19 protein-coding genes and 1 tRNA gene are annotated in these 20,666 nt (G+C 44.4%); 15 read left to right on the top strand and 5 right to left on the bottom strand.

What is annotated here, in order from left to right:
- The first annotated feature begins 480 nt into the window (after positions 1–480).
- The 7 genes from J7619_RS07650 to J7619_RS07680 all read left to right on the top strand — a co-directional run bounded on the left by J7619_RS07650 (position 481) and on the right by J7619_RS07680 (position 9,597).
- Positions 481–1,425, top strand: a complete 945-nt coding sequence (locus tag J7619_RS07650; protein WP_291196555.1) for a hypothetical protein — start codon at positions 481–483, stop codon at positions 1,423–1,425.
- Positions 1,426–1,512: 87 nt separating this feature from the next.
- A complete protein-coding gene (locus tag J7619_RS07655; protein WP_291196558.1) occupies positions 1,513–2,109 on the top strand; it encodes an RNA polymerase sigma factor in 597 nt (198 codons plus the stop codon).
- Positions 2,084–3,325 (top strand): hypothetical protein, encoded by a 1,242-nt coding sequence (locus J7619_RS07660; RefSeq protein WP_291196561.1) that lies wholly within the window; start codon positions 2,084–2,086, stop codon positions 3,323–3,325. Before J7619_RS07655 ends, J7619_RS07660 begins: the two co-directional genes overlap by 26 nt.
- A gap of 6 nt (positions 3,326–3,331) precedes the next feature.
- Positions 3,332–4,546, top strand: a complete 1,215-nt coding sequence (locus J7619_RS07665; RefSeq protein ID WP_291196565.1) for a PQQ-binding-like beta-propeller repeat protein — start codon at positions 3,332–3,334, stop codon at positions 4,544–4,546.
- Positions 4,547–4,808: 262 nt separating this feature from the next.
- A complete protein-coding gene (locus J7619_RS07670) occupies positions 4,809–5,246 on the top strand; it encodes a hypothetical protein (RefSeq protein WP_291196568.1) in 438 nt (145 codons plus the stop codon).
- Positions 5,247–5,987: 741 nt separating this feature from the next.
- Complete coding sequence (locus J7619_RS07675; protein ID WP_291196571.1) at positions 5,988–6,428, top strand: hypothetical protein; 441 nt, start codon at positions 5,988–5,990, stop codon at positions 6,426–6,428.
- Between the two features lie 757 nt (positions 6,429–7,185).
- Complete coding sequence (locus tag J7619_RS07680) at positions 7,186–9,597, top strand: ABC transporter permease (RefSeq protein ID WP_291196574.1); 2,412 nt, start codon at positions 7,186–7,188, stop codon at positions 9,595–9,597.
- Between the two features lie 975 nt (positions 9,598–10,572).
- Here J7619_RS07680 and J7619_RS07685 read toward each other — a convergent pair.
- Positions 10,573–11,328, bottom strand: a complete 756-nt coding sequence (locus J7619_RS07685) for a hypothetical protein (RefSeq protein WP_291196577.1) — start codon at positions 11,326–11,328, stop codon at positions 10,573–10,575.
- Positions 11,329–11,660: 332 nt separating this feature from the next.
- Here J7619_RS07685 and J7619_RS07690 point away from each other — a divergent pair, with 332 nt between their 5' ends.
- The 4 genes from J7619_RS07690 to J7619_RS07705 all read left to right on the top strand — a co-directional run bounded on the left by J7619_RS07690 (position 11,661) and on the right by J7619_RS07705 (position 14,961).
- Positions 11,661–12,347 (top strand): RNA ligase family protein, encoded by a 687-nt coding sequence (locus tag J7619_RS07690; protein ID WP_291196580.1) that lies wholly within the window; start codon positions 11,661–11,663, stop codon positions 12,345–12,347.
- Between the two features lie 10 nt (positions 12,348–12,357).
- Complete coding sequence (locus tag J7619_RS07695; protein ID WP_291196583.1) at positions 12,358–13,476, top strand: AAA family ATPase; 1,119 nt, start codon at positions 12,358–12,360, stop codon at positions 13,474–13,476.
- Between the two features lie 196 nt (positions 13,477–13,672).
- Positions 13,673–14,053, top strand: coding sequence for a hypothetical protein (locus tag J7619_RS07700; protein ID WP_291196586.1), 381 nt, complete (start codon positions 13,673–13,675; stop codon positions 14,051–14,053).
- A complete protein-coding gene (locus J7619_RS07705) occupies positions 14,050–14,961 on the top strand; it encodes a zeta toxin family protein (RefSeq protein WP_291196589.1) in 912 nt (303 codons plus the stop codon). Before J7619_RS07700 ends, J7619_RS07705 begins: the two co-directional genes overlap by 4 nt.
- A gap of 138 nt (positions 14,962–15,099) precedes the next feature.
- Here J7619_RS07705 and J7619_RS07710 read toward each other — a convergent pair whose 3' ends face one another.
- On the bottom strand, positions 15,100–16,107 hold the full coding sequence (locus tag J7619_RS07710) for a hypothetical protein (protein WP_291196593.1): 1,008 nt from the start codon (positions 16,105–16,107) through the stop codon (positions 15,100–15,102).
- 251 nt (positions 16,108–16,358) lie between these two features.
- On the opposite strand from J7619_RS07710, the gene J7619_RS07715 reads away from it, so the two are divergent.
- Both J7619_RS07715 and J7619_RS07720 read left to right on the top strand, forming a co-directional pair.
- Positions 16,359–16,685, top strand: a complete 327-nt coding sequence (locus J7619_RS07715) for a helix-turn-helix domain-containing protein (RefSeq protein ID WP_291196595.1) — start codon at positions 16,359–16,361, stop codon at positions 16,683–16,685.
- A gap of 849 nt (positions 16,686–17,534) precedes the next feature.
- Positions 17,535–17,897 (top strand): hypothetical protein, encoded by a 363-nt coding sequence (locus tag J7619_RS07720; protein WP_291196598.1) that lies wholly within the window; start codon positions 17,535–17,537, stop codon positions 17,895–17,897.
- A 335-nt stretch (positions 17,898–18,232) separates the two neighbouring features.
- Here J7619_RS07720 and J7619_RS07725 read toward each other — a convergent pair whose 3' ends face one another.
- The 3 genes from J7619_RS07725 to J7619_RS07735 all read right to left on the bottom strand — a co-directional run bounded on the left by J7619_RS07725 (position 18,233) and on the right by J7619_RS07735 (position 19,824).
- Positions 18,233–19,330, bottom strand: a complete 1,098-nt coding sequence (locus J7619_RS07725) for a site-specific integrase (RefSeq protein WP_291196600.1) — start codon at positions 19,328–19,330, stop codon at positions 18,233–18,235.
- Complete coding sequence (locus tag J7619_RS07730; RefSeq protein ID WP_291196602.1) at positions 19,327–19,524, bottom strand: Arm DNA-binding domain-containing protein; 198 nt, start codon at positions 19,522–19,524, stop codon at positions 19,327–19,329. Before J7619_RS07730 ends, J7619_RS07725 begins: the two co-directional genes overlap by 4 nt.
- Positions 19,525–19,751: 227 nt before the next feature.
- Positions 19,752–19,824: transfer RNA gene (locus J7619_RS07735), tRNA-Lys, on the bottom strand.
- A gap of 465 nt (positions 19,825–20,289) precedes the next feature.
- Between J7619_RS07735 and J7619_RS07740 the strand changes: the two genes are divergently transcribed.
- Both J7619_RS07740 and J7619_RS07745 read left to right on the top strand, forming a co-directional pair.
- Positions 20,290–20,433, top strand: coding sequence for a hypothetical protein (locus tag J7619_RS07740; protein ID WP_291196604.1), 144 nt, complete (start codon positions 20,290–20,292; stop codon positions 20,431–20,433).
- 21 nt (positions 20,434–20,454) lie between these two features.
- On the top strand, positions 20,455–20,619 hold the full coding sequence (locus J7619_RS07745) for a hypothetical protein (RefSeq protein WP_291196606.1): 165 nt from the start codon (positions 20,455–20,457) through the stop codon (positions 20,617–20,619).
- Positions 20,620–20,666: the final 47 nt, after the last annotated feature.

The raw sequence follows: 20,666 nt of genomic DNA on the forward strand, positions 1-20,666 counted from the left end.
GATTCAACACCGTTGGCAGGCGCTGGATCAAGAAAATCAGGCTATTGAAGACGCCAGGCAATCCGGCTTGGTTTACCAGCCTGAGATTCTCGCCAATGGGGATACACTTAAACAGCTGCTGGTCAGGTGGATATTGCGGACCAAATTGACCGCTTGATTCGGATGAAATTGCTCTGTGGGTACCGAGGCAAAACTGACCACCCCTTCATTCGTAAAACCACCGTACCCGTTTCCGGGTTCCAATATAAAAGCATGTAATAGCCTGATGCAAGCGATTGTAATTTAGTGCTTCCCTCGTCAGTGTCCCGCTCGACCGAGTTGGCTATTTGTAGCAATAACCGGCTGTGCCCTGGTTATTGCTACGGAACTTTGAGAATAACCAATTTCAAAAAAAACACATATACATGCTACCGCACAACCTCAGCAAGCCGTCTTGTTAGTAAATCGTCACCTATCTTTTGAATTTAGGCTTTGTATGAAATGATTAACAGACATGTCTCTACTTGCTATTTGTTAATTGCAGTGCTTTTAAGCGGATGTAACTCCGTAAAAGAGCCCCAACCTGGTCCTCAATCTGAGGAAATCCCGCAAGAGGTGGCTTCAAATGTTTACAACCTTTTTCCTGGTGCGACCGAATTGGTGGCCAGGACATTTATCCGTGATAAAGTCTGGAAAGTGAATTTCAAGCAAGATCACTCACAATTCGTTTCCGTGTTAAATAAGACTCAGCGCTTGGCGCATGCTAAACTGTTAGATGAGCAGGTTCCGGAGACACTTCGTCGGATTGCGGACAGCCAATTGATTCAAGGCGGCACGTATACAAATTTTAGGGAAGATGATTCCTCGCCTGGATATCCTCAGCAGTTTTGTGCGGAATACCGTTGGAACAATCAGAACTTCACCATTCGTTGGGTCAATTCAGTTGATGATTGGTCGAGCCTTGATAAGGCTATTTACATGTTCCCGGAAACGGAACTGACCTACTATTCCTCCTACGAAGAACTCCCCGATAAAATACAAAGTTTGCTCATACCTCGGTACTTTCAGCCTGGTGGCGCGAAAGTCTATGTGCGAAACGGTACTCCATCCGTATTCGCAGTGGGTGGACTAACGACTTCTCTCTCCTATAATGACATGCTCATCGACGATACAGGGAAAGTATTTTTTTCCATGATGGGCAACATTGAATACTATAACGCACTTGACGAATTCCCTAAAAAGATTCGAGACTATATCAAAAATAATACCGCCTACGCGCCGATGGTTTATCGCTACGGTTTGCGCTTTGAAGACGGGCCATTCGGTGGGTATCGGGTGGACCTTACACCGGCCCAGGTCATGTTAAGCAGGCAAGAAGTAAATCTGTATTTTGACAAGGACGGCAATCTGGTCGAAACCTATTTTACGGCGCTTTTTAGGCAGTAGATACCGGCTTGAACATCACCAAATTCTTCTATCAATCTGTCGTAATGGACTTACCCCTTCACATTACGGCGAAACGAAGCAAACTGAATGCTTTTTAGAAAAAAGAAAAGATATCAATCAATCGAGGAGTTGGTCATAGGCTGTCAGAAGTCGGAAGCCAGTGCACAAAGTATGCTTTATGAAATGTACAAAAAGCGAATGATGAGCATTTGCCAACGGTACGCCAGGACGTCAATGGAGGGTGATGAGATTTTTCAGGACGCGTTTGTGAAAGTTTTTAAGAATATAGGAGAATTAAGAAATATATCAGCGGTCGATGGTTGGATAAAAATGATCGTCATCCGGACGGCCATTGACTACTATAATCGTACTACTAAGCAGCAACTTATGCTGGCACCGATGGAAAGTACGGAGATTTCGTTGGAATCGGAGGACTACAAAAGGATCCTATCGGATATTGATATGCAAAAATTGTTGGAGATAATAAGAAGTCTGCCTAATGGCTATCGCACCGTGATTAACTTACATCATATCGATGGTTATACACACGAGGAAATTGGCGAAATGCTTTCGATTAGTCCAGGCACCTCCAAATCCCAAACGGTACGTGGTCGCAACCTCTTATTAAGAAAATTGGAAGAACAAGGAATTATCGAACATGACAGACTCGGAAGAAAATCTTGATGACATCCTTCGAAGGGGACTTCAGTCGCGGTTTGACAAAGAAGAAGCGGAAGTCAAACCTGGGCTCTACAAAAGTATTTATGATCGTCTGCATCCTGATAAAAATACGGCTGTTTGGTATTTGCTGGGAGCAGTTTTGCTGATTGCCTGGGTTGTTGGAGGATCAATTACCAGAAAGTATCGGGCAGTGCTCAGACCTTCTGCGCAACAGCTCGACAAGCAAGCAAGTGTTTCTCCGATGAAGCAAACGGGGATAATTGAAAGCGCGGAACGCAACGTATTACCTGATAGTAGTTTACATGCAACGCTGCGGTCCGAAGCAAATCAACAGCATTTTGTATATCCGAAACATCCTCGGCCTGATGTCCACCAGGGTAATTCACGGGAGCTTGGATCTGACCTTATCGAAGCAGAGGCGATTGAACAGCTCCTGGTACCAGATATGCCGGAAGGCCCTGCTCAATCCGATGAAATTATAAGAGAGCCTGCTATACTAGGAATCGCATCGTTACATCCAGTCGGTATCAAACCTTATCCAGTTTTGCTAAAACTCCCTTCTGTGTTTGTGGTTGCAGATACGGGATTTCGGGGAAACACTTATACGCAAGGCGATATCAAATGGATTTTTCTGGCGAATTCGTCTCAAACTTTTCTGACGCTTGATGCCCGCCCAAGCCAGGGATTATATCAAAATTTTCGCTTTGCTCCTATTTGGTCGGCTAAATCCAAGGCGGTGAGAATCGCTGCCGGAATTGAGAAAAATGATATTCAGATACTTGCAGGATACACTTATCGCCGGAACTGGATTTATTATGAATTAGGTACCGAGGAATTTGATATCCGGCCTGATGGCAAGAATGGCTACCAGGTTCGACGCAAAGGTATGGCACAAATGTATGATGAAGCAATTCATACTGCGGGGGTAGGGATAAATAAGGTTACCCACTTTAAAACAGGTTTTTTCAGAGATTATGAAGCAATTACCGGCATTCAGTACCAGACAACGCTTCATAAGGACTCACAACATTTTCTATCCGTAAATGCATCACTGAGTAGACAAATTAGGATCGGCGACCGGAGTGTTATTTCAATCGGGCCGTTTATTGAATACGGTCTCAACAGACAGCGTATTAGTGGGCTAGACTGGCAATATCGACCATATCAATTCGGTGTTTCTTTAATGAACAAACTAAATCATCTAAAAACCAACAAGTAAGCCAGTATGTCCAGAATTTATAAAATTTCAACGTTTTTAATCATGATGTCGGTAGTCATTCTATACGGCTGTGATAAGAAAAAGAGTGATGTATCTCCTAATGAAGACGAAATGGAGAGTATGGTCATCGTAGCTTTAAACAACAAGACTTTGTCCTTGGATGGGCGAACGGGAACTATTAAATGGGAAATCAACAAGGTCGGGAAGTTCGGAGTGGGGAACAGAAAGCTTTACATGGAAGCCGGCGATCGTTACAGGCTTAACAACCCAAATGATACTACGGCGCTCTACGCAATGCCAGATACAATGAAAAACCTGTTTATTCTGGATGGGTTCAACGGGAAAGCGATTTGGGCTAAAAATACACTGTTAAGGCCCAATTTCGTCCACGTTTGCTGTACACCCTCAGAGCAAAGCGAACTTATTGGCATTGCAGGAGATATTGCATTATTCCATTCAAAACGCACCGATGCGGTTGAGTATAACCATTCGAAAGCCATTTACGCCTATGATTTGACGGCGGAAAAGATCAAATGGGTGGTCCTGATTGAAGATATGGTTTATCCGTCCCTGATCAATGGCAAAATACAGGTGGATGCTCCATTTAGCCATGAATGCTATTTTTTAGATGTACAAACGGGTAAGGAAATACAGAAGTATAGCTCGGATTCACCGCATATGATTTCCGGCGGATATTTTTTTAGCATAAAAAATGCCGAAACTTTGATTGCAATAGATGAAATATCTAAGGAAGTCAAATGGGAGTTCCACGACGAGAATGGTGGGCCAGCCTCGAACGGTTCGTTTGTGGCGGGGGATAATGGTGTGTATTACGGAACCGATTGGGGAATGATCTATGGTGTAGACAAAAAGACAGGCGTCAAAAAATGGGAATTCAAAACCGATCGACAGGACTTTATAGGCGAAGGGCGATTTTGGGAAGGCATGGTCATTTTCCCGGCGCGGGAAGGAAGGATATATGCCCTGGATTCCGAGACTGGTCAACTTAAATGGCGGGCGTGGGTTGGAGACGGGATATGGGAGTATCCGTCTCGTCTGACTATCAAAAACGGCCGAATCTTCACAAGTATTTCCGGGAAAAGACTTTTCTGTCTGGATGCTAAGACGGGTAAAAAGAAATGGGATTTCAATTTTACCACACCACAATATTACGGGGTCGTTAATTTCTGGATCTTTGACAAAATAGAGTTGGATTTTTAAGGTGAAGATTCAGGTAGTTAACTTTGGAATATAGCTCGAAAGGCCCAAGATTTCAATTGGACTTAGAAAGTTGTTAATGGTGTCCATACGCGGTGGGTTAGTATATGTGTAGAACAAGTACTTATGTGCTGTTTAACCTGGGATTAATACGGGATCTGGTGCAGGCTCAATATTTAGCTAATTCTATAACAATTTTCGGGCCTTCCATACGCTTTTCTAAAAAGCCAAATAACATTCATGCAGTACCATCAAACACCAATTCATGAAACAACAAATTGTCTCCCTTATTGCATGCGTATTATTGTTAGCTGCATGCTCAAAAGACCCTAAGCCGGACCGGGCGACACCATTTATCGGAAGTTGGAGAACAGAGCTTGCAGACTCTAGTTTTGTTACTTTTCAGACATTTTGGAAAATCGAACGAAGTGGTCCGAATATGGTAAAAATCGCCACCACAGATAGCGTCGTGTCTAGAATGGAAGACTTTATTCCTTCTTTTGCGGTTGAAAGACAGGTGTATAACGTAAGAATAGACGAATCCGACGACATGATACTAAATTATTCAAGAGCCAGCCCTAGCACAATTTTTACGTATGCGGGAACGGCAAGCATTGTCGACGGTAAGTTAATCGCCAAAATTCAAGAAACGAGTGGCATCGATGGATCTACATGGTCCAAAACTACAGTATTCCATAAATAGCTTATTGAGTCGCAGTAGTTCCAGGCACTGGTACTTTAGTGCATCCTCAGCGATCATAGCTAGATCTCTGAGGGTAGGAGTCCGCCGCCGATGAGGAAAGCGAGGCTTATCGCAATTACCTCATTAGGATAGTGTGATGCAGCGGGATGGCTGACTACCAGGTCTATGCGAACTAAATTTCAATATGCTACTTAACCAAGGCTAATTTCTATGAGCGTCTTACCCAAATGGCAACAGGTGATTCTTTCCCTTCCCTGTCGTCCCTGGTTTTTTCATGTAAAAGAAGGAACAATGTCGTTCCCGAGCCGATTCGTTGGTCAGGTGTATGCACTTGATAGAGAGACCAGCGTCCTTTCGTGGAAAGTAAGGACAGGAGACGGAATTTGAGAGTATCCCAGAAAAGTGATGGTAAGAAGCAATTTCGTGTACATTTTGATTGGCGAGAAAACGCTCTTAGTGCTCGATAAAAAATCCGGTGAAAAACGATGGGAATTCACCTCGCCTGACTTCAATTACCCCATTTTGGATGTGTTTGATGAAAATGAGCTGGACTTTGAGTAAAATGCCTAGTGTCAAAGGTAATTGTCCCACGTTAGGGGCGACCGCTTGTAAGCCTGTATTCCATAGATTTGCGCTTCTGTGGGGCAAAAAATTGTGGTAGGATGAAGTTTTGCACTTGACGCAACAAAAAGGCGTCCAAGTATTTTGTAAGTTCTCACCATTTTTTGTGTTTGACTTCTGATGAAAAAGGCAATGTACTTTGCTTGCTTACTTACTCTTGGCTGTTCTCCTATGCGGGTTCTTCTCCCTAGAACAGACTCAAAATCGTTTAAGAGCATAGATTTCTGCGAATTGCCGAAGCATAAAGGTGATTTGGTGTGTGTCAAAGGGAGGTATTCTGGTGTTGAAGAATATTGGTCATTTAAAACTACAAGTGTAAACGGATGTCCCGATAAGTTGGATGTAGAATTGAACCTGCAAGAGATGAAGTATGCCAAGCTAGGGTTTGACCGTAAATCCAATCGGGTACATAATAACTATATGAACAGCTACCTTCTTATTGAAGTCATTGGGACTTACTCCGATCAGGAAAAGGAATATGGTCACCTGGGACATAACAATTCAGTATTTGTCGTACAAGAGATAGTCAGTGTAACTGTAAAAAGAAGCAAGACGTTTTGATTCGAGAAGGTGGGACGGAAACGTCGGGTGGCGTCGAGTATCTCATTCTCTCGCCGTCGAAACGCGGCAAATATGTATTCGGAAAGTCCTATGAATTCGACTCGCGACGAAAATTGGTCAAAGGCCCTTGCAGAGGAAAAATTGATCCAAAAACGTTACAGAAAGGTCTTAATGTGCGCCCAAAGGGTCAATTATGGGTATTTGGAGTCAGAAAGCGCTCCAAAGAGTCAAAAAGGAATCCAGAAAAATCAATTAAAGGAAAAATTGAGCCAGAAACGGTCAGGAAAGATCCTGCACGGTGGTTTTCTCCTTAGCCAGCTATCGCCGGTACGTCGCAAAAAGCGACTCCCCGGCGGGAGCTGGCCATGGGAAAACCCCTGGACCCCTGCTATTCGCCTCCTGGCTCATAGCTTGCGGATGAGTTAGAATATTGATTAACCCAGATTTCACGTAGAGAGGCCAACTAGCAGTTTTTGTTATGGTCTCGGATGGGATTGCAAAATGTTGACGAAAGTGATTGAATGTCAGCTGTACTGTTACGTAGACCTGATCGAGCGGCGTTCATTTTGCAAGCTCAGAGAGTTAACACGTTCTTCAGTACCCATGTGTGAATGGTGGGGCTTTCTTAAGTACTGTGATTCAACCTATCCAAGAAATCACAAGCGTTTACGATATCCTCAAAAATCAATTTGCTCGTTTAAAAGCACCTGCCTATCTTGGATCAGCTTAGCTAAATTTGCACTTCGCGACAAACTATATGATCAAAAATTATTTTTCCATAGCAATCCGAAGCTTTCGGGGGAACCTGCAATACACCTTCGTAAATCTTGCCGGATTGAGTGTCGGCCTGATGAGTGTATTTTTGATCATTTCATATCTCACCTTTGAACTGTCGTTTGACACGCATTATTCCAACTCCGACAGAATTTATCAGATCATCAGCGAGGAAAAGGGAACAGAACCGTTTATTAAAACCGCCGAGGTTCCAGACGTGCTTGGGGCTACGCTTCATGCCGAATTTCCGGAAATAGAAGCTCATACTGCCTTCTCGGATTTCGAACGTACCGTTTGGGTCAATGATAAGCCACACACGCTAAATTCCGTAATAGGAGCCAGCAATTTTTTAGAAGTATTTAATTTTCCTTTTGTTTACGGGAATGCATCCACCTGTTTTTCTCAGCCGGAGTCGGTAGTTCTAAATCAAAAAGCCGCAGACGAGCTATTTCCGGGAGAAAGCCCTATCGGAAAAAGCATTAAACTCTCAAAAAAATCGTCCCCGGTATACACAGTGACGGGCTTGATCCGCAATGTTCCTCCTAATACAGTGTTCAAAGCAGATATTATTTTTGAACTCAATAAAGATAATGCGCCCAATACATTAGACTTTACATCTTACAGCGCTTTCGGAACTCAGTATATTCTTTTAAAGCCAGGAGGCGACATTGATAAATTGCAGCAAAAGATAGGTGGGTTTCTGAAAAAATATAAGACGAATCAAAAGCAAGACATAGGCTTTATCAAACTTACCGACATACACCTGAGAGCATCTGATATTAACGCCGAACTCGACAATACGGTCAATATCAAATACATATATATCCTCTCCGGGGTGTGCGCGCTAATTCTGATCATCGCGTGTATCAACTATATCAACCTAACAACCGCACGATCTCTGCAAAGAATTAAAGAAGTGGGTATTCGTAAAACTTTGGGGAGTAGTAGAAAGCAGCTGGCGTTCCAGTTCATCGGCGAATCCTTCTTATTCTTTGCAGTCGCCCTTGCATTAGCGATGCTGCTGAGTTCCTTAGTATGGCCGTTTTTTATTTCTATGTTAAATATCCAATTGCCATTGTCCTATCTTTTCAGCATTCCAAACATCTTACTTCTAGTCGCAGCAGGTTTGCTTTCAGGCATTCTCTCAGGGGTTTATCCTTCTCTTCTTGTAAGCGGAGCTCAGTCCGCGGGCATATTGAAAAAGGAACCACGGAGCTTCCTTCTAAATTTTAGATTAAGAAGGGTTTTGATTGTGACACAATTTGCCTTATCGACTATTTTGATTATTTGTACATTGGTAATATGGGATCAATTCAAATACCTTAGAAACAGCCCCCTGGGTTTCGCTAAGGACCATTTATTGTTTCTTCCTAAGGCCGATATTGAAAAACATCAATACACCTTCAAAAAAGCGCTTATTGACTATCCAAATGTAGAGAATGTCAGCTTCTCAAATATTCAGGTAGGTGGTGGTTTCGGCGCTTATTCGAGCAATACGAATCCATCCGACACAGCCAAACGCTTAGATTTTGCATACATTAGTGCAGATTATGATTTTGTAAAAACTTGGAAAATAAAACTGAAAGAAGGCCGGCTATTTTCAGAAACCATCACCCGGGACGCGATCAATTTTGATTCGCTTGCAAAAAAGAGCAAGGACCCAAATGTATATTCCACGCGGCCCATAATTGTTTCGGAATCACTGGTAAAAGCGCTTAATATCGCCGACCCGATTAACCATGTCTTGCACGAGGGATCACCTTCTGGAACCATCATTGGCGTACTTAAAGATTTCCAATTGACTACCTTAAAAGAAACAAGCCCTTTATTGATATACGACCTCTTACCCAAAAGCTCATTTGCTTATACGTACATCCGTATAAAAGACAGCAACTTGCCCGAGACAATAAGCCATATTGAAAATACCTGGAAAACATTTTTTCCAAACGAGACTTTCACTTACACATTTGCAGACGACAAACTGAATAGCTTATACGACTCCGAACGGCGACAAACCCAGATTTTCACCTACTTTGCATCGATTGCCATTATTATTTCGGCGATTGGGCTTTATTGTCTTGCTTCGTTAGTTGTGAAACAGCGAAATAAGGAAATTGGTATTCGGAAAGTAATGGGTGCTTCGGTTTCAAATATCGCGATTATGATCTCCGGCGATTTTTTGATCTTGATTGCCACAGCATTGATCATCGCTTTTCCTGTCGCTTATTTTGCCATGAAACATTGGCTTCAGGATTATCCGTTTAGGATTGACATGGGATGGGTCACCTTTGCTATCGCCGCTATCTTGACGGTGTCAGTAGGTATGCTCACAGTAGAGCTACAAGTAATTTCCGCTGCGAAACTGGATCCGGTTAAAAGTTTGAAAACCGAATAGCAATCCATTTTGCCTTTAAAACTGAGCTGCTATCGGCTCAAGGGCGAATAGTCTGATTATCGAGCTTAGGAGAAACTCTCAATCCAGGTGTGACGCTCCATGATGTCAAATACATCCGAGCTGAATTGAAAAAGTGGAAGGGCAGCAAATCACAGTTCAAAAAAGTGAAAGGCGCAGAATCTCAGATACAATCCATTAGGATTATAAATACCATGTTTAATACGGCCTTCCGATCCACCTTAAAATGCCATACGCTTATACCCGATGATTCATATTGGAACGGGTTGATGCCAGGTGTAACCTGCGCTTTCAGTCATGCTTGGATATCCCCCTTGTGGAAATCCGTGCGATCTCAATGGTGACAAACCTGATTGTGTAGCTCACTTTTGATGAAGCAGCAGCGACATTCTAATATTATGTAAACAAGCCGAACGAGTTCCGAGTGAGGCGGCCTCGCAGAGCCAGATCCAAATGAAGCGCGCGGCGGGGCCGCGTGATACATTTGTACATCTGGCCTACCACGGAAAGACAGGTGGTAACATCAAATTTTTGAAGGTCTGCACTGAGTGAAATTCCAGATATGGAAGCAGATGTTCGGGCCCGAATCGTCGCTATTGAGCCAAATTGGGCGGGAAAAAGAAAATTTAGTCACAAATGCGTCTTCGAGATCGTTTTGGAACAAAAATGCTTTTTTTGACGCTTTCTGGACCACTTTTTGCTCGATCAAGACGTTTTTGCCTCAAAAGCTGCCTTTTCACTCGGGAGTAGTTATGCATCGATGAGATGGGTGGTCAGATTTCTATCTCGAAACTTATTGATCATTGTCCATAGAGTTAACCAAATTTTTTCTTGCAAGCCCCTCTCACAATTACGGAGGGGTTGTAAGAAAAAATTTAAAGAGATAAAAGTGTCGGAATAGGAACCTTGGTTGCGAGCAACTATGCCGGAGAAATGCAAATGCCTTTGGTTGACCTGTCAGAATGATTGAAAGAGTTCGTAGATGGTCTTTTCCGGGTTGGGCTGATTGCGATATTTCTTTAACCGGTCTTGAATTAATGCGGTCGATGGAAATGCCAGAACGGCATTGAAACGGTCGCTCATTTGGACAATTTCGAGGTCTGTAAATTCCTCAGGATTGCGTATAAGCAAGGTCCATCCCACGGCGTTGTCACTGTTTTGCACAACCTGCTTTCTGATGAATTGACTGATAAGGTTATTGTAATGTTCAAACATGGATGAAATCCCGCCGGAATCGCTACGATTGTCCATTAGCGACACAAACGAATCCGAGCGTTTGTCACTGAGATCCAGTATTTCAGACAATATCGAGGTATATCGAAGACTCAATGGCGAATTCACAGCTTTGCTTTGTCGAAAGTTTTGTGAATCGATCGATATCTGTATATAATCCGAATCAATGAAAATATAGAAGCACTGATTGTTTTTACACACTTCGACAGGGCAGTATTCGCCTACCATTATCTCGAAAGTCGTTGAATACCCCAGATCAGCGTCGGCATATTCCCGTACCGGTTGAAAAGGCTCCTTGACATAAATAGTTATCGAGTCAGGCTCGTCTGGGTGTGCAGTTTTATCGAGCTGTGGTTCGAGGTAAAATAGGTCAATCTTGACTGCTCGCTGTGCAAAAACCGGATTGCCAGCCGACACGATTATCACTAGTAATGTTTGATAGGTAATCGCGAGAAAAAGCCTATTGGTATGAACGAACATGGCCTGGGATGATTTGACTTATTAAACTTTAAATCAGCAACTAACATTGCGCCGACTGATGCGAAATTCTTAGAGTGTTTTGAGCTATCACTCTTTTATTTCAAATAAGAATTACCTTTGCATCCGAAATTCTTGATAAACTCCATAAATGCACCGCGTTACGTGCCTGTGACCTTCTAACATATTGCCAACCCAGCTGTCAACCGACAGCTCACTTACAATTGTTTAATTCAATCAAGAACGCAGACAACTTGTAGGCTAGTATTGCTATGCCTATCTGACTGTTGTCGGCTTTCCCAACGCAAATTGCTTTGGGCCAAACGCGTTATGCTATGGAATCAAGAAAATACGAAAGGACATATCATTTACCCTGGTCGCCGGGCAGAACCAGCGACGACAAAGTTCAAACGGATTACTGGCAATATTTGAACAGGATGAACCAAATTGTTTTTACCGAAAAGCTCGACGGGGAAAACAACTGCCTGAGCCGTCATGGCGTTTTTGCCCGCTCACATGCTGCGCCTACGGCTTCTCCCTGGACTGCGCGGCTGCGGGAAAGGTGGGCGCTTGTCAAAAGCGATCTGGGTGAGCTGGAAATATTCGGAGAGAATGTGTATGCCCTGCACTCCATTGAATATACGCGACTCGAAGACTATTTCTTTGTGTTCGCAGCCCGGTACCTGGATCAATGGCTGTGTTGGGAGGAGGTATGCTTTTATGCAGATGCACTGGGCTTACCGGTCGTGCCGGTTCTGGGCGTTTTGCCTGTACCTGCGGATGAGCAAACATTCAAAAAGATGGTACTGAGGTTTGCCAGCCCTGAAAGCGTGTTTGGGTCGACCGATGCGAATAGCGGATTGCCTTGCAGCCGGGAAGGTGTAGTCATACGAGACTTTCGCGCCTTTCCAGTCGGGCAGCTATCGACACATGTATTGAAATACGTTCGCAAGGACCATGTACAAACCACCGAGCACTGGACGCGCAACTGGCGACCCGCCAGGCTTATTAATCATTATTAGAAAAAAGGAGATGCAAGAAATATTATTTAAAAACTGGAAAGAGCTGGCCGGCCGCTACGACTGGATTGCTGACATGCACGGTGTGCCGCAGGATGCGGTCCATCATGCGGAGGGAGATGTGGCAATACATACGCAAATGGTACTCGAAGCATTGGTGAGCCTGGAAGAATTTAAAGACTTGCCTGAACAGGAAAAAGCAGTATTGTGGATTGCCGCTTTGCTGCATGATGTAGAGAAGCGCAGCACGACCTATCAGGAAACGGACGGAAGCATTGTTTCGCCGGGTCATGCGAAGAAGGGGGCGATGACTGCACGGCAAATTTTATTCAAACAATTTGACGTTCCGTTTGAAACCCGGGAACAGATTGTGGGGCTTGTCAGGCACCATGGTTTGCCGCTTTGGGTGTTTCATAAGCCCGATCCGCAGAAAGCGCTTTTGCAGGCATCGCTGGAAGCAAATACGAAGCTACTGGCAATCCTGGCCAAAGCGGATGTGCTTGGTCGTATTTGCAGCGACCGGCAGGAACTTCTTGACAGGATAGGCCTTTTTGAGGAGTATTGCACAGAGCAGCGATGTGATGGTCAGCCTTATCCATTTGCCACAGACTTATCCCGCTTTCACTATTTCCATGCTGAATCAGCTCCGGTAGATTACATTCCGTTCGATGACACGACCTGCGAAGTAACGTTGATGAGCGGCTTGCCTGGGATGGGGAAAGACAGCTATATCAGCCAGCATTTGCAGGGTCTTCCCGTAATCAGTTTGGATCAAATCCGTCAGGCCCATAAGATTAAACCCGAGGACACCTCTGCTAATGGCTGGGTGGCCCAGCAAGCGAAGGAACAGGCGCGGGTATATCTGCGTGCACAGACTGATTTTGTCTGGAATGCGACCAACGTGTCAAAGCAGATGAGGGGCCAGCTCATCGAATTATTCGCGTCTTACCGCGCCCGCGTAAGGATCGTTTACATCGAGCAGCCGTATAAGCAATGGAAGTTTCAAAACGGGTCGAGAGAAGAAATGGTGCCTGTCAAAGTCTTAGAGAGGATGCTGGCCAAATGGGAAGTCCCTAAGCTGCACGAAGCGCATTCACTGAAATATGTAGTGGCGGCAAGGGCTACCCGATAGACGTTAAAAGACACGGTCGTTTAGATTTAACATATGACCGTGTCGAGTTTTGAATGGGATTGAAGGTCAAACGTTGGCCTTCCGTTTGTGCAGGTAACAGGTCTGAAATGACCCGTTCACCAGCAAAACATCTTGCCGGTCAATTCAAATATCGCTAAATTTGAATCATTGGGATCAAGGCAAAAAACGAGGAAGTATGTCCAGACAAGTGATTAATGACGGGAATGGCAAACCAGTTTCGGTACTCATCGACTACCAGGAGTGGCTAAGGATCGAACAGCTTTTGGTAGGGAAAGAGCTTGATTTCGCTGCGCCGGCCAACCCGTTGGACTGGTATATTTTGACGGAAACTACGAATTCACTTTTGAATGAATTGATCGCCTATTCTTCAAGGGAGCGCAGAAAGGAAATGAAGCGAGCTATTCCCGATCATCGCAAGATCCAGGAGCTCCAAGAGCTATTTGAGGAAGTCCATACCATCAACTCAGACCCTGAAAATTTCAAAAGTATCGGCAGGATGGAAGCGATTATCGGCCAATATGGTCCCAAATTGAATGCGATTAATAGCGCTGCATGAATCGAGCGGAGATTCCGTTGTTACAGGAGCTGATCGCGAAGTATCAGCTATCTGAGCCCGATTATCAGGAAATTCTTCTGGACATCATTCGGGATACTACCTACAAAAAAGCAACATCGTCGAAACCAACAGTTGTTATCCTGGGTGCTCAGCCCGGTGCGGGCAAGACAGAGCTTCAGAAGGAAGCTGAATTGCAATTGAATCGTAACGCGGTGATCTGCAACGCCGACAATTTTCGCGATTACCATCCTCTGGCGTCTGAAATAAAAAAGGACTATCCTGGCTTTTACCCGGATATCACCGTCCAGTTGGCCCAACGCTGGAATGACTCATTGGTCAAGCATTGCCTCGACAACAAGTTTGACTTTATTTTGGAAACAACCTTTTCCTCCCGCAGCAGACTAAACCAGACAATCCATTCTTTCAAAGAGGCTGGCTACCAGGTGGACATAATGCTCCTTGCAGTTAATCCTAAGCTCAGTCTTCTGGGTACCTACCTCCGATACGAACACAGTGTTGCAAATTTTGGGACCGGCCGCCATGTATCTCAAATTTCGCATGACATCAGGTTTGAATCGATCCCAAAGACCATTACAAGTATCGTCCAGACACCCTTATTCGACAACATTAGTTTGTACGCAAGGCGCATGGCTGCTGACGAACACGGGGCAACCGAAGGTGTAATTTGTGTTGCGATCAATCCGCCAAACATATTTTCTGCTTACCAAGCCGAGATTGATCGTTCCTGGTCAGAGGAAATGACTGTGTACTTTCAGAAAAAGGTGGACGAGGTGCTATCGCTCATGGCAAAGCGTAATGCGCAGCAGGAGGAAGTGGCGCATTTCAAGGAAGCGTTGGGCTTAGAAAGATCTCAAAGACAGGGAAAAAGACGGAAACTGGGCTTGTAAACGTTTCGCACATAAATAGTTACAACTGCGTAAGACTTGTTACGGATTTGAAATTCAGAAATCTTGGTGTACATCGGCACCGCATAAAACAGGCGTAAACGCAAACTGGAATTCTGAGAAATTCTGATCACAAACCTGTTAATTCAGTATTCGCGTTTCTGCCAGGGCCTGTTGCCCTTCTGACAAATTAAAATCGATTCCCGTCCGCTTTTGAAGCTTTATTAATCTGTTTCTGGTTTCGATACTGTGAAGACCGATTTCCTTTCTTAGTTTATTTACATGAGTCAATTGATCTCGGGTAAGTTCGATTTGCAAACACCCGTAGGCAGTTTGAGTATGGGCGCTTTTCACGGCAACGTACCAATCCTGAATCAATGCAAATCGGTAAGGGTGTATTTGCCCCTGTTGCAAGGCTAATAGCAATGTGGGCCTCAACCTGGGGTATAGCGAATCCTGTAAAACATAATTCTGGCTTATAGAGTTATGGTGGAGCAGGATAATTGAGGCCCATGATTCGTTACCAATCAATTTCTCCCCTGGATAACCCAGTGAGTCGATGATGATGCCCAGCTTTCCAAGTTGCTTCTCGCTATGTGGGGCAAATTTCTTTTTTGCATACCGATCTTGCCCGTTAGAGCTGAAAGTGAGCAATGCACCCAAAGCCATTCGCTGATCTCTGTGGTACATTTTCTTGATAACATATCTTGTTACTGGATCCAAACGTGACTTGAAGATGTCGCTAAGCGAGTCGGAAACCGCGGTTATTTCAAGCCATTTTGAGGGATGAATTTGGCTTTTCAGGATCTTGTGTTTTCGAACAGACTTCAATGCCCAGCCATTTTTGATTCCCTCTTTGACAAAAGCGATCGCGTCATCATTTTTATAGGCATACGCAGCGACTTGAGCAGCTATTTTGCAATCGCGAAGAAAAACAAAGTCGTATCGCTCAAATAGCTGCTTGTACACCAGTACTGCATCCTCCCATTTTTCCGCTGCAATTAGGTCTTCCGCATAGCCGATCGCTGAGTGATACTCCCCATACTCCTTTTCTGATAACACTTCATATGAGCAATCTACCGGTCGCTCAGCAAAGCAAACGGGTGTTGTCAATATTATCAACCCTATCGCAATCTGGAAGATGTCCATGGTGTGAAGCTTTATCGTTGAATACCGACTGGGTTTAATTTCAGTGACAAAAAATACAGTCGCCGCTAAACATTACGCACCCGTATCCATTTGTGTTAATTGCGATGTAGCGGTAATGCAGGTAAGATGCTCGGATTTAAGCAAAGTCAACAATCCAGAACAGCTTTACCTATTTGAAAATCGAATGGGTTTAGGAATCACACATAGCGAATCTTAGCTTTGCTTTGTTGGCAATGCTAAAACAAAAAACAATGGAAAGGATGAGGGGAAGGGACGAGGCCAAAAGCAGCCTGTCGCTAGATCAATTAGTCACGCTTGCAGACCTGAGAAGCGTTCGGGACGAGCTATTGGCAGCGATTACCAGAACGAGGGAATCTTCGCCGGATACTGCAAAGAAATGGCTCAAATCGTCTGAGGTTAGAAAACTGCTTAATATTTCACCAGGCAAGTTGCTAGCCCTCAGAGCTAGTCGTCAGCTCGCATTTGTTAGATTGGGAGGGGTAATCTATTACGACAGGGAAGACATTGAAGCTATGATTCAAAAAGCTAGAACTCCAACATTGATCGGAAAGGCATGAATTCCGCGAATCAAACCTCTGGGCGTGGCTGTGATATACCACCCGATCCAAGCCATGTGGACATTTACTTTCTTCAATGTAAGATGAGTAAAGAGGCGGCCAGTGAATTCTATCGGCATTACTCACGACGATACTGGCGTGCAGCGACTGGGAAAGTCATTCAAGACTGGAAGCGACTGGCCTGGCAATGGATCTGGAATAGAAACTAACAATTATCCAAATGGCCTACTAATCTGACAGAATAGGAGGCTTTTTCTAATCTTATATCTTGTATGCATCAAATTCAACGAGTATACATCTACTTATTTCTGACAATAAAGGACTTGCTGGGGTATTCGTTTGACGATCTTCGGGAGATCAGGGCGGTTGGAATACTCCTGGTTATATAAGTAGGAATTTTGGGGGGACTGCTAATGCCCTACTTAATTCAATACAGCATACCAGATTCAAGTAAAGGTCTGACGTTGGGCATTGGCTTTTTGGCCGTATTATGGATCATCAATTTCCGCCTGTTTCTGTCGAATAAAGCTTGGAGAGCGCAGGAGAAAGCTTTTTTATAGGTTAACTCCCCTGCAACTTAATCTTATGCGGCTAGGAATAGTCTTTCTACTGTTCCTTAGTATTTGGCTCTCTTTTGGACGATATCTGACAGCGTAACCAAATGAGTGATGCCGGTAAACCCGGATCAAGTTTTGATCTACTTTTTCCTGTCAAAGCATTCGTGGCCGTTGAGATACTATCGTCAAAACCATTGGTCTACCAATCGATGGGTTATCACTTGGCCAGCCTGATTGCAGGTTACTTGCAATTTTCACATCTTGCCATTAAAGGTTGAACCTACATAAGGATATGTCAAAATGGAAACCAATATCGCTGGCTGAGCTGGAGTGTCTGCTGCTCACATCGGGATGGGAGGAAGAACTTTCAAATTTTTGGAAGCTTATAAAAATTGATCCAGTTAAATGGATCGAAGAAGCCTATGGAAACGAAGGAAACGGCTTCTGGGCCGTTGCAGTTTGCGGTACAAACGTTGTTTGGTACAATGATATCGAAGATGGCTTCAATATTTCTAATTACCACACATTCGGCATAATAGAAGAATATTATTGCAACCAAGATAGTCTAAGGGTGACAGTTCAAAATCTCTTCCAGACAATCGCCTCCGGTAAACTCTCTGCAACAAAAAGGGGATTAAGCGAACCACTTGCTTAATTTTGTTTCTGGACGCAAACCTACGTCGAAAGCGGCTATTAAATCGGTATTGAACTTAGAGGCAATATTTTCGACAATAATGTCTGAGTTAAATTTGCCACCAAATTGTTTAATGGGATTGATGGTGGACTTTTGGGCATCGCTTTATAGTCTCCCTGAATGATAGATACTTGAAATGTGAAAAGATAAAGGCAGACCAACACTCGGTAGCCACGCTGACGAATAGTGGCCGCCGATCCACATTCCGCCGCACTTCCCGCGGCGGCCGATGATCAGATTCTTTGAATTGGTAGGACAGGAAAGCTACCGTGGACCAGTCGGTAGCTTTCTTATTTCTACATCACTGACCTCAATTTTCCAGAATCCGTGAACAACTTCTGCTTTAAAAAGGCCATATGATCACTAATCCGCTGCTTCCTCACCCGAGCATAGCGCTGGGTCGTACGAATGTTCTGATGTCCAAGCATTTTACCGACATCTTCCAAGGGCACGCCATTGTTGAGCATCATGTCCGCGAACGTATGACGGGCAAGGTGCGTATTAAGCGGCCTCTTTATCCCACAAATCACCGCAAGTTCTTTTAGGTAGACATTGTACCGGAAATTACTGTTGACCGGTATCAGCCGGTTATTGACTTTGCAATAGGGATGGTTCTTGTATTTGTCGATCAGCTCCTGCACAACCGGAAGAATCGGCACCATTTCGGTCACCTCAGTCTTGCCTCTGTCTTTGATCAGCCATTTTTCGCCCGATCTACCAACTTTCACAACATTCTCAGGCGAAAGGTTGTACATATCCTGGTAGGCAAATCCCGTAAAGCATTGGAAAATGAAGGCATCCCGCACTTCACTGATCCGATCAATGTCTATTTCTTTTTTATGGATAGCCTCCACTTCAAATAGCTCCAATGGCATTACTTCTTTGTTTCCGCCCGAGCAAACAAATCCTTCCAAAGGGTTTGCGGCAATTACTTTCTTTTTGACGCCTATTTTGACGATCTGCCTTGTCCATTTCACCAGCTTCTTGGCTGTGACCTCGGAAAGCGGCTCATCCAGGTGAAGGGTTAAATAATCGTAAAACTCTTCGGCAAAACACTGATCGATATCGATCATTTCGATATCCTTCCGCTGATACCGGAAGCGGATAAATGCTTCCACCTTCCGTTTGGTCGAGCGCCAGTGGCGAAGCGTCCCTTCCGAGCGGATTCCTTTCTTGGCTTTCTTTTCGAAAATAGCGATGAATTCATCGAAGGCAGCTAATAGCGTTTGGCTTAGCCCTGCGGCCTTCTCGGGCTTTGCTTTGGAATGAGACAACGGCAAGCCTAGATAGGCGTTTTTTAGCATTGCAGGTGTTACATGGTTAACCTGGGATTGCAGTACCAGGAAATGCTTCTCGATCTCAGCCTGCGCCTGAACGATTTTCAAGTTGATCATCTTGGCTTCCGCTGCGTAGCGGTCACCAGCTTGGTATCGCTGTTCCAGAAGTCGGGATGGATCTTTTTGCCAAGAGAAATGTCCGTGTCGGTTCCGTCGATGGTAATCCTGACATAGATGGGTGCTTTTCCGTCTTTGGAGGCCTTGCCCCGGTACAGCCAGAATAGCAATGACAGATTTTGTTTGAACTTCATGCTCGCACATTTTAAGGTTGGTAATTGTGTCCGTGGAGAACCCTAAATCAAAACCGCCTCAATCAAACATCTGATTCGGTCACCTAATTTACCGAATCCAACAGGTGACCGAATAGGTGACCGAATGGATTGGTTCGTTATGATTCAGACTGACCTGCCTTTTTGTGAAATGTGCTGATTATCAATGCATTTTAAACAAAAAAAGGCACACTTTCGTGTGCCTTCTGTGATCCCGCTGGGATTCGAACCCAGGACCCATACATTAAAAGTGTATTGCTCTACCAGCTGAGCTACGGAATCGATCTATATGTTAGTGGCGCTTTTTCTGACTCTTTCGAAACTTTGTCCTTGATGAAAACTTAACATTCAGGCCTTTTTTCGTTTCGATCTGTCTGCCGCAGCGCCGTATCGTGGTGCAAAAGTACAATTGGGATTTTATCAAACAAATTTTGAGAGCACTATTTTTTGAGCGGAAATGCATGAAATTTCGCAATTGGCTCAGATTTAGAAATTTAAATGCCTAAAAAAATTTAAATTTTTTGATTTCACATCCCGGTAATATTCAGGTCGGGTGGGAGGAGGGATTTCATTGATTGTACAAGGTTACGACGGGGCAGGGAAAAATGAGGAGGGGAACCGGTTTCCGGATATCAGGTGCTTTCTGCCGGCTATGCGTTGACGGGTGCCGGATTTGAAGCTGCGGCCATTCCGGTGTCGATTCTAGCGATTTTTAGGACATATCAATCAAAAATCAACAACAGGCGTATGGAAAGAGGAGGTAACCCGGCAAAAAAAGAGGGGAGGAGGTTGGTTAAAGGGGCGGTCAGGAAATTTTTTGAGCGGGAGTTCGACTGGATTGCCTTGCTGCTGATCGCAGCAATGATCCTGTTAAGCCTCGTATTCTTTTGAGCGCCGGTCACACATGTACTTATGAAGACATTTTTAGCTTATCTTACCTTTGCGGCCCTGCTCGCGCTGTGTTATGTCGAGCGGATGAATGCCGAAGTTGCCAGAAGCCAGGCGCGCGGCGAGAGCAGAGGGCATTCGCCGAACCGACCAATGCAGCATGCAACGGTGGCGCAGTTGCGAGAGTAAGAAGCCCGGCGCTTTCGCTTAAAGATATTATTGGCCCAGCTTTCTTT

The sequence above is a fragment of the Dyadobacter sp. genome (assembly GCF_017744695.1).
In the GTDB taxonomy this organism is placed as follows: Bacteria; Bacteroidota; Bacteroidia; order Cytophagales; family Spirosomataceae; genus Dyadobacter.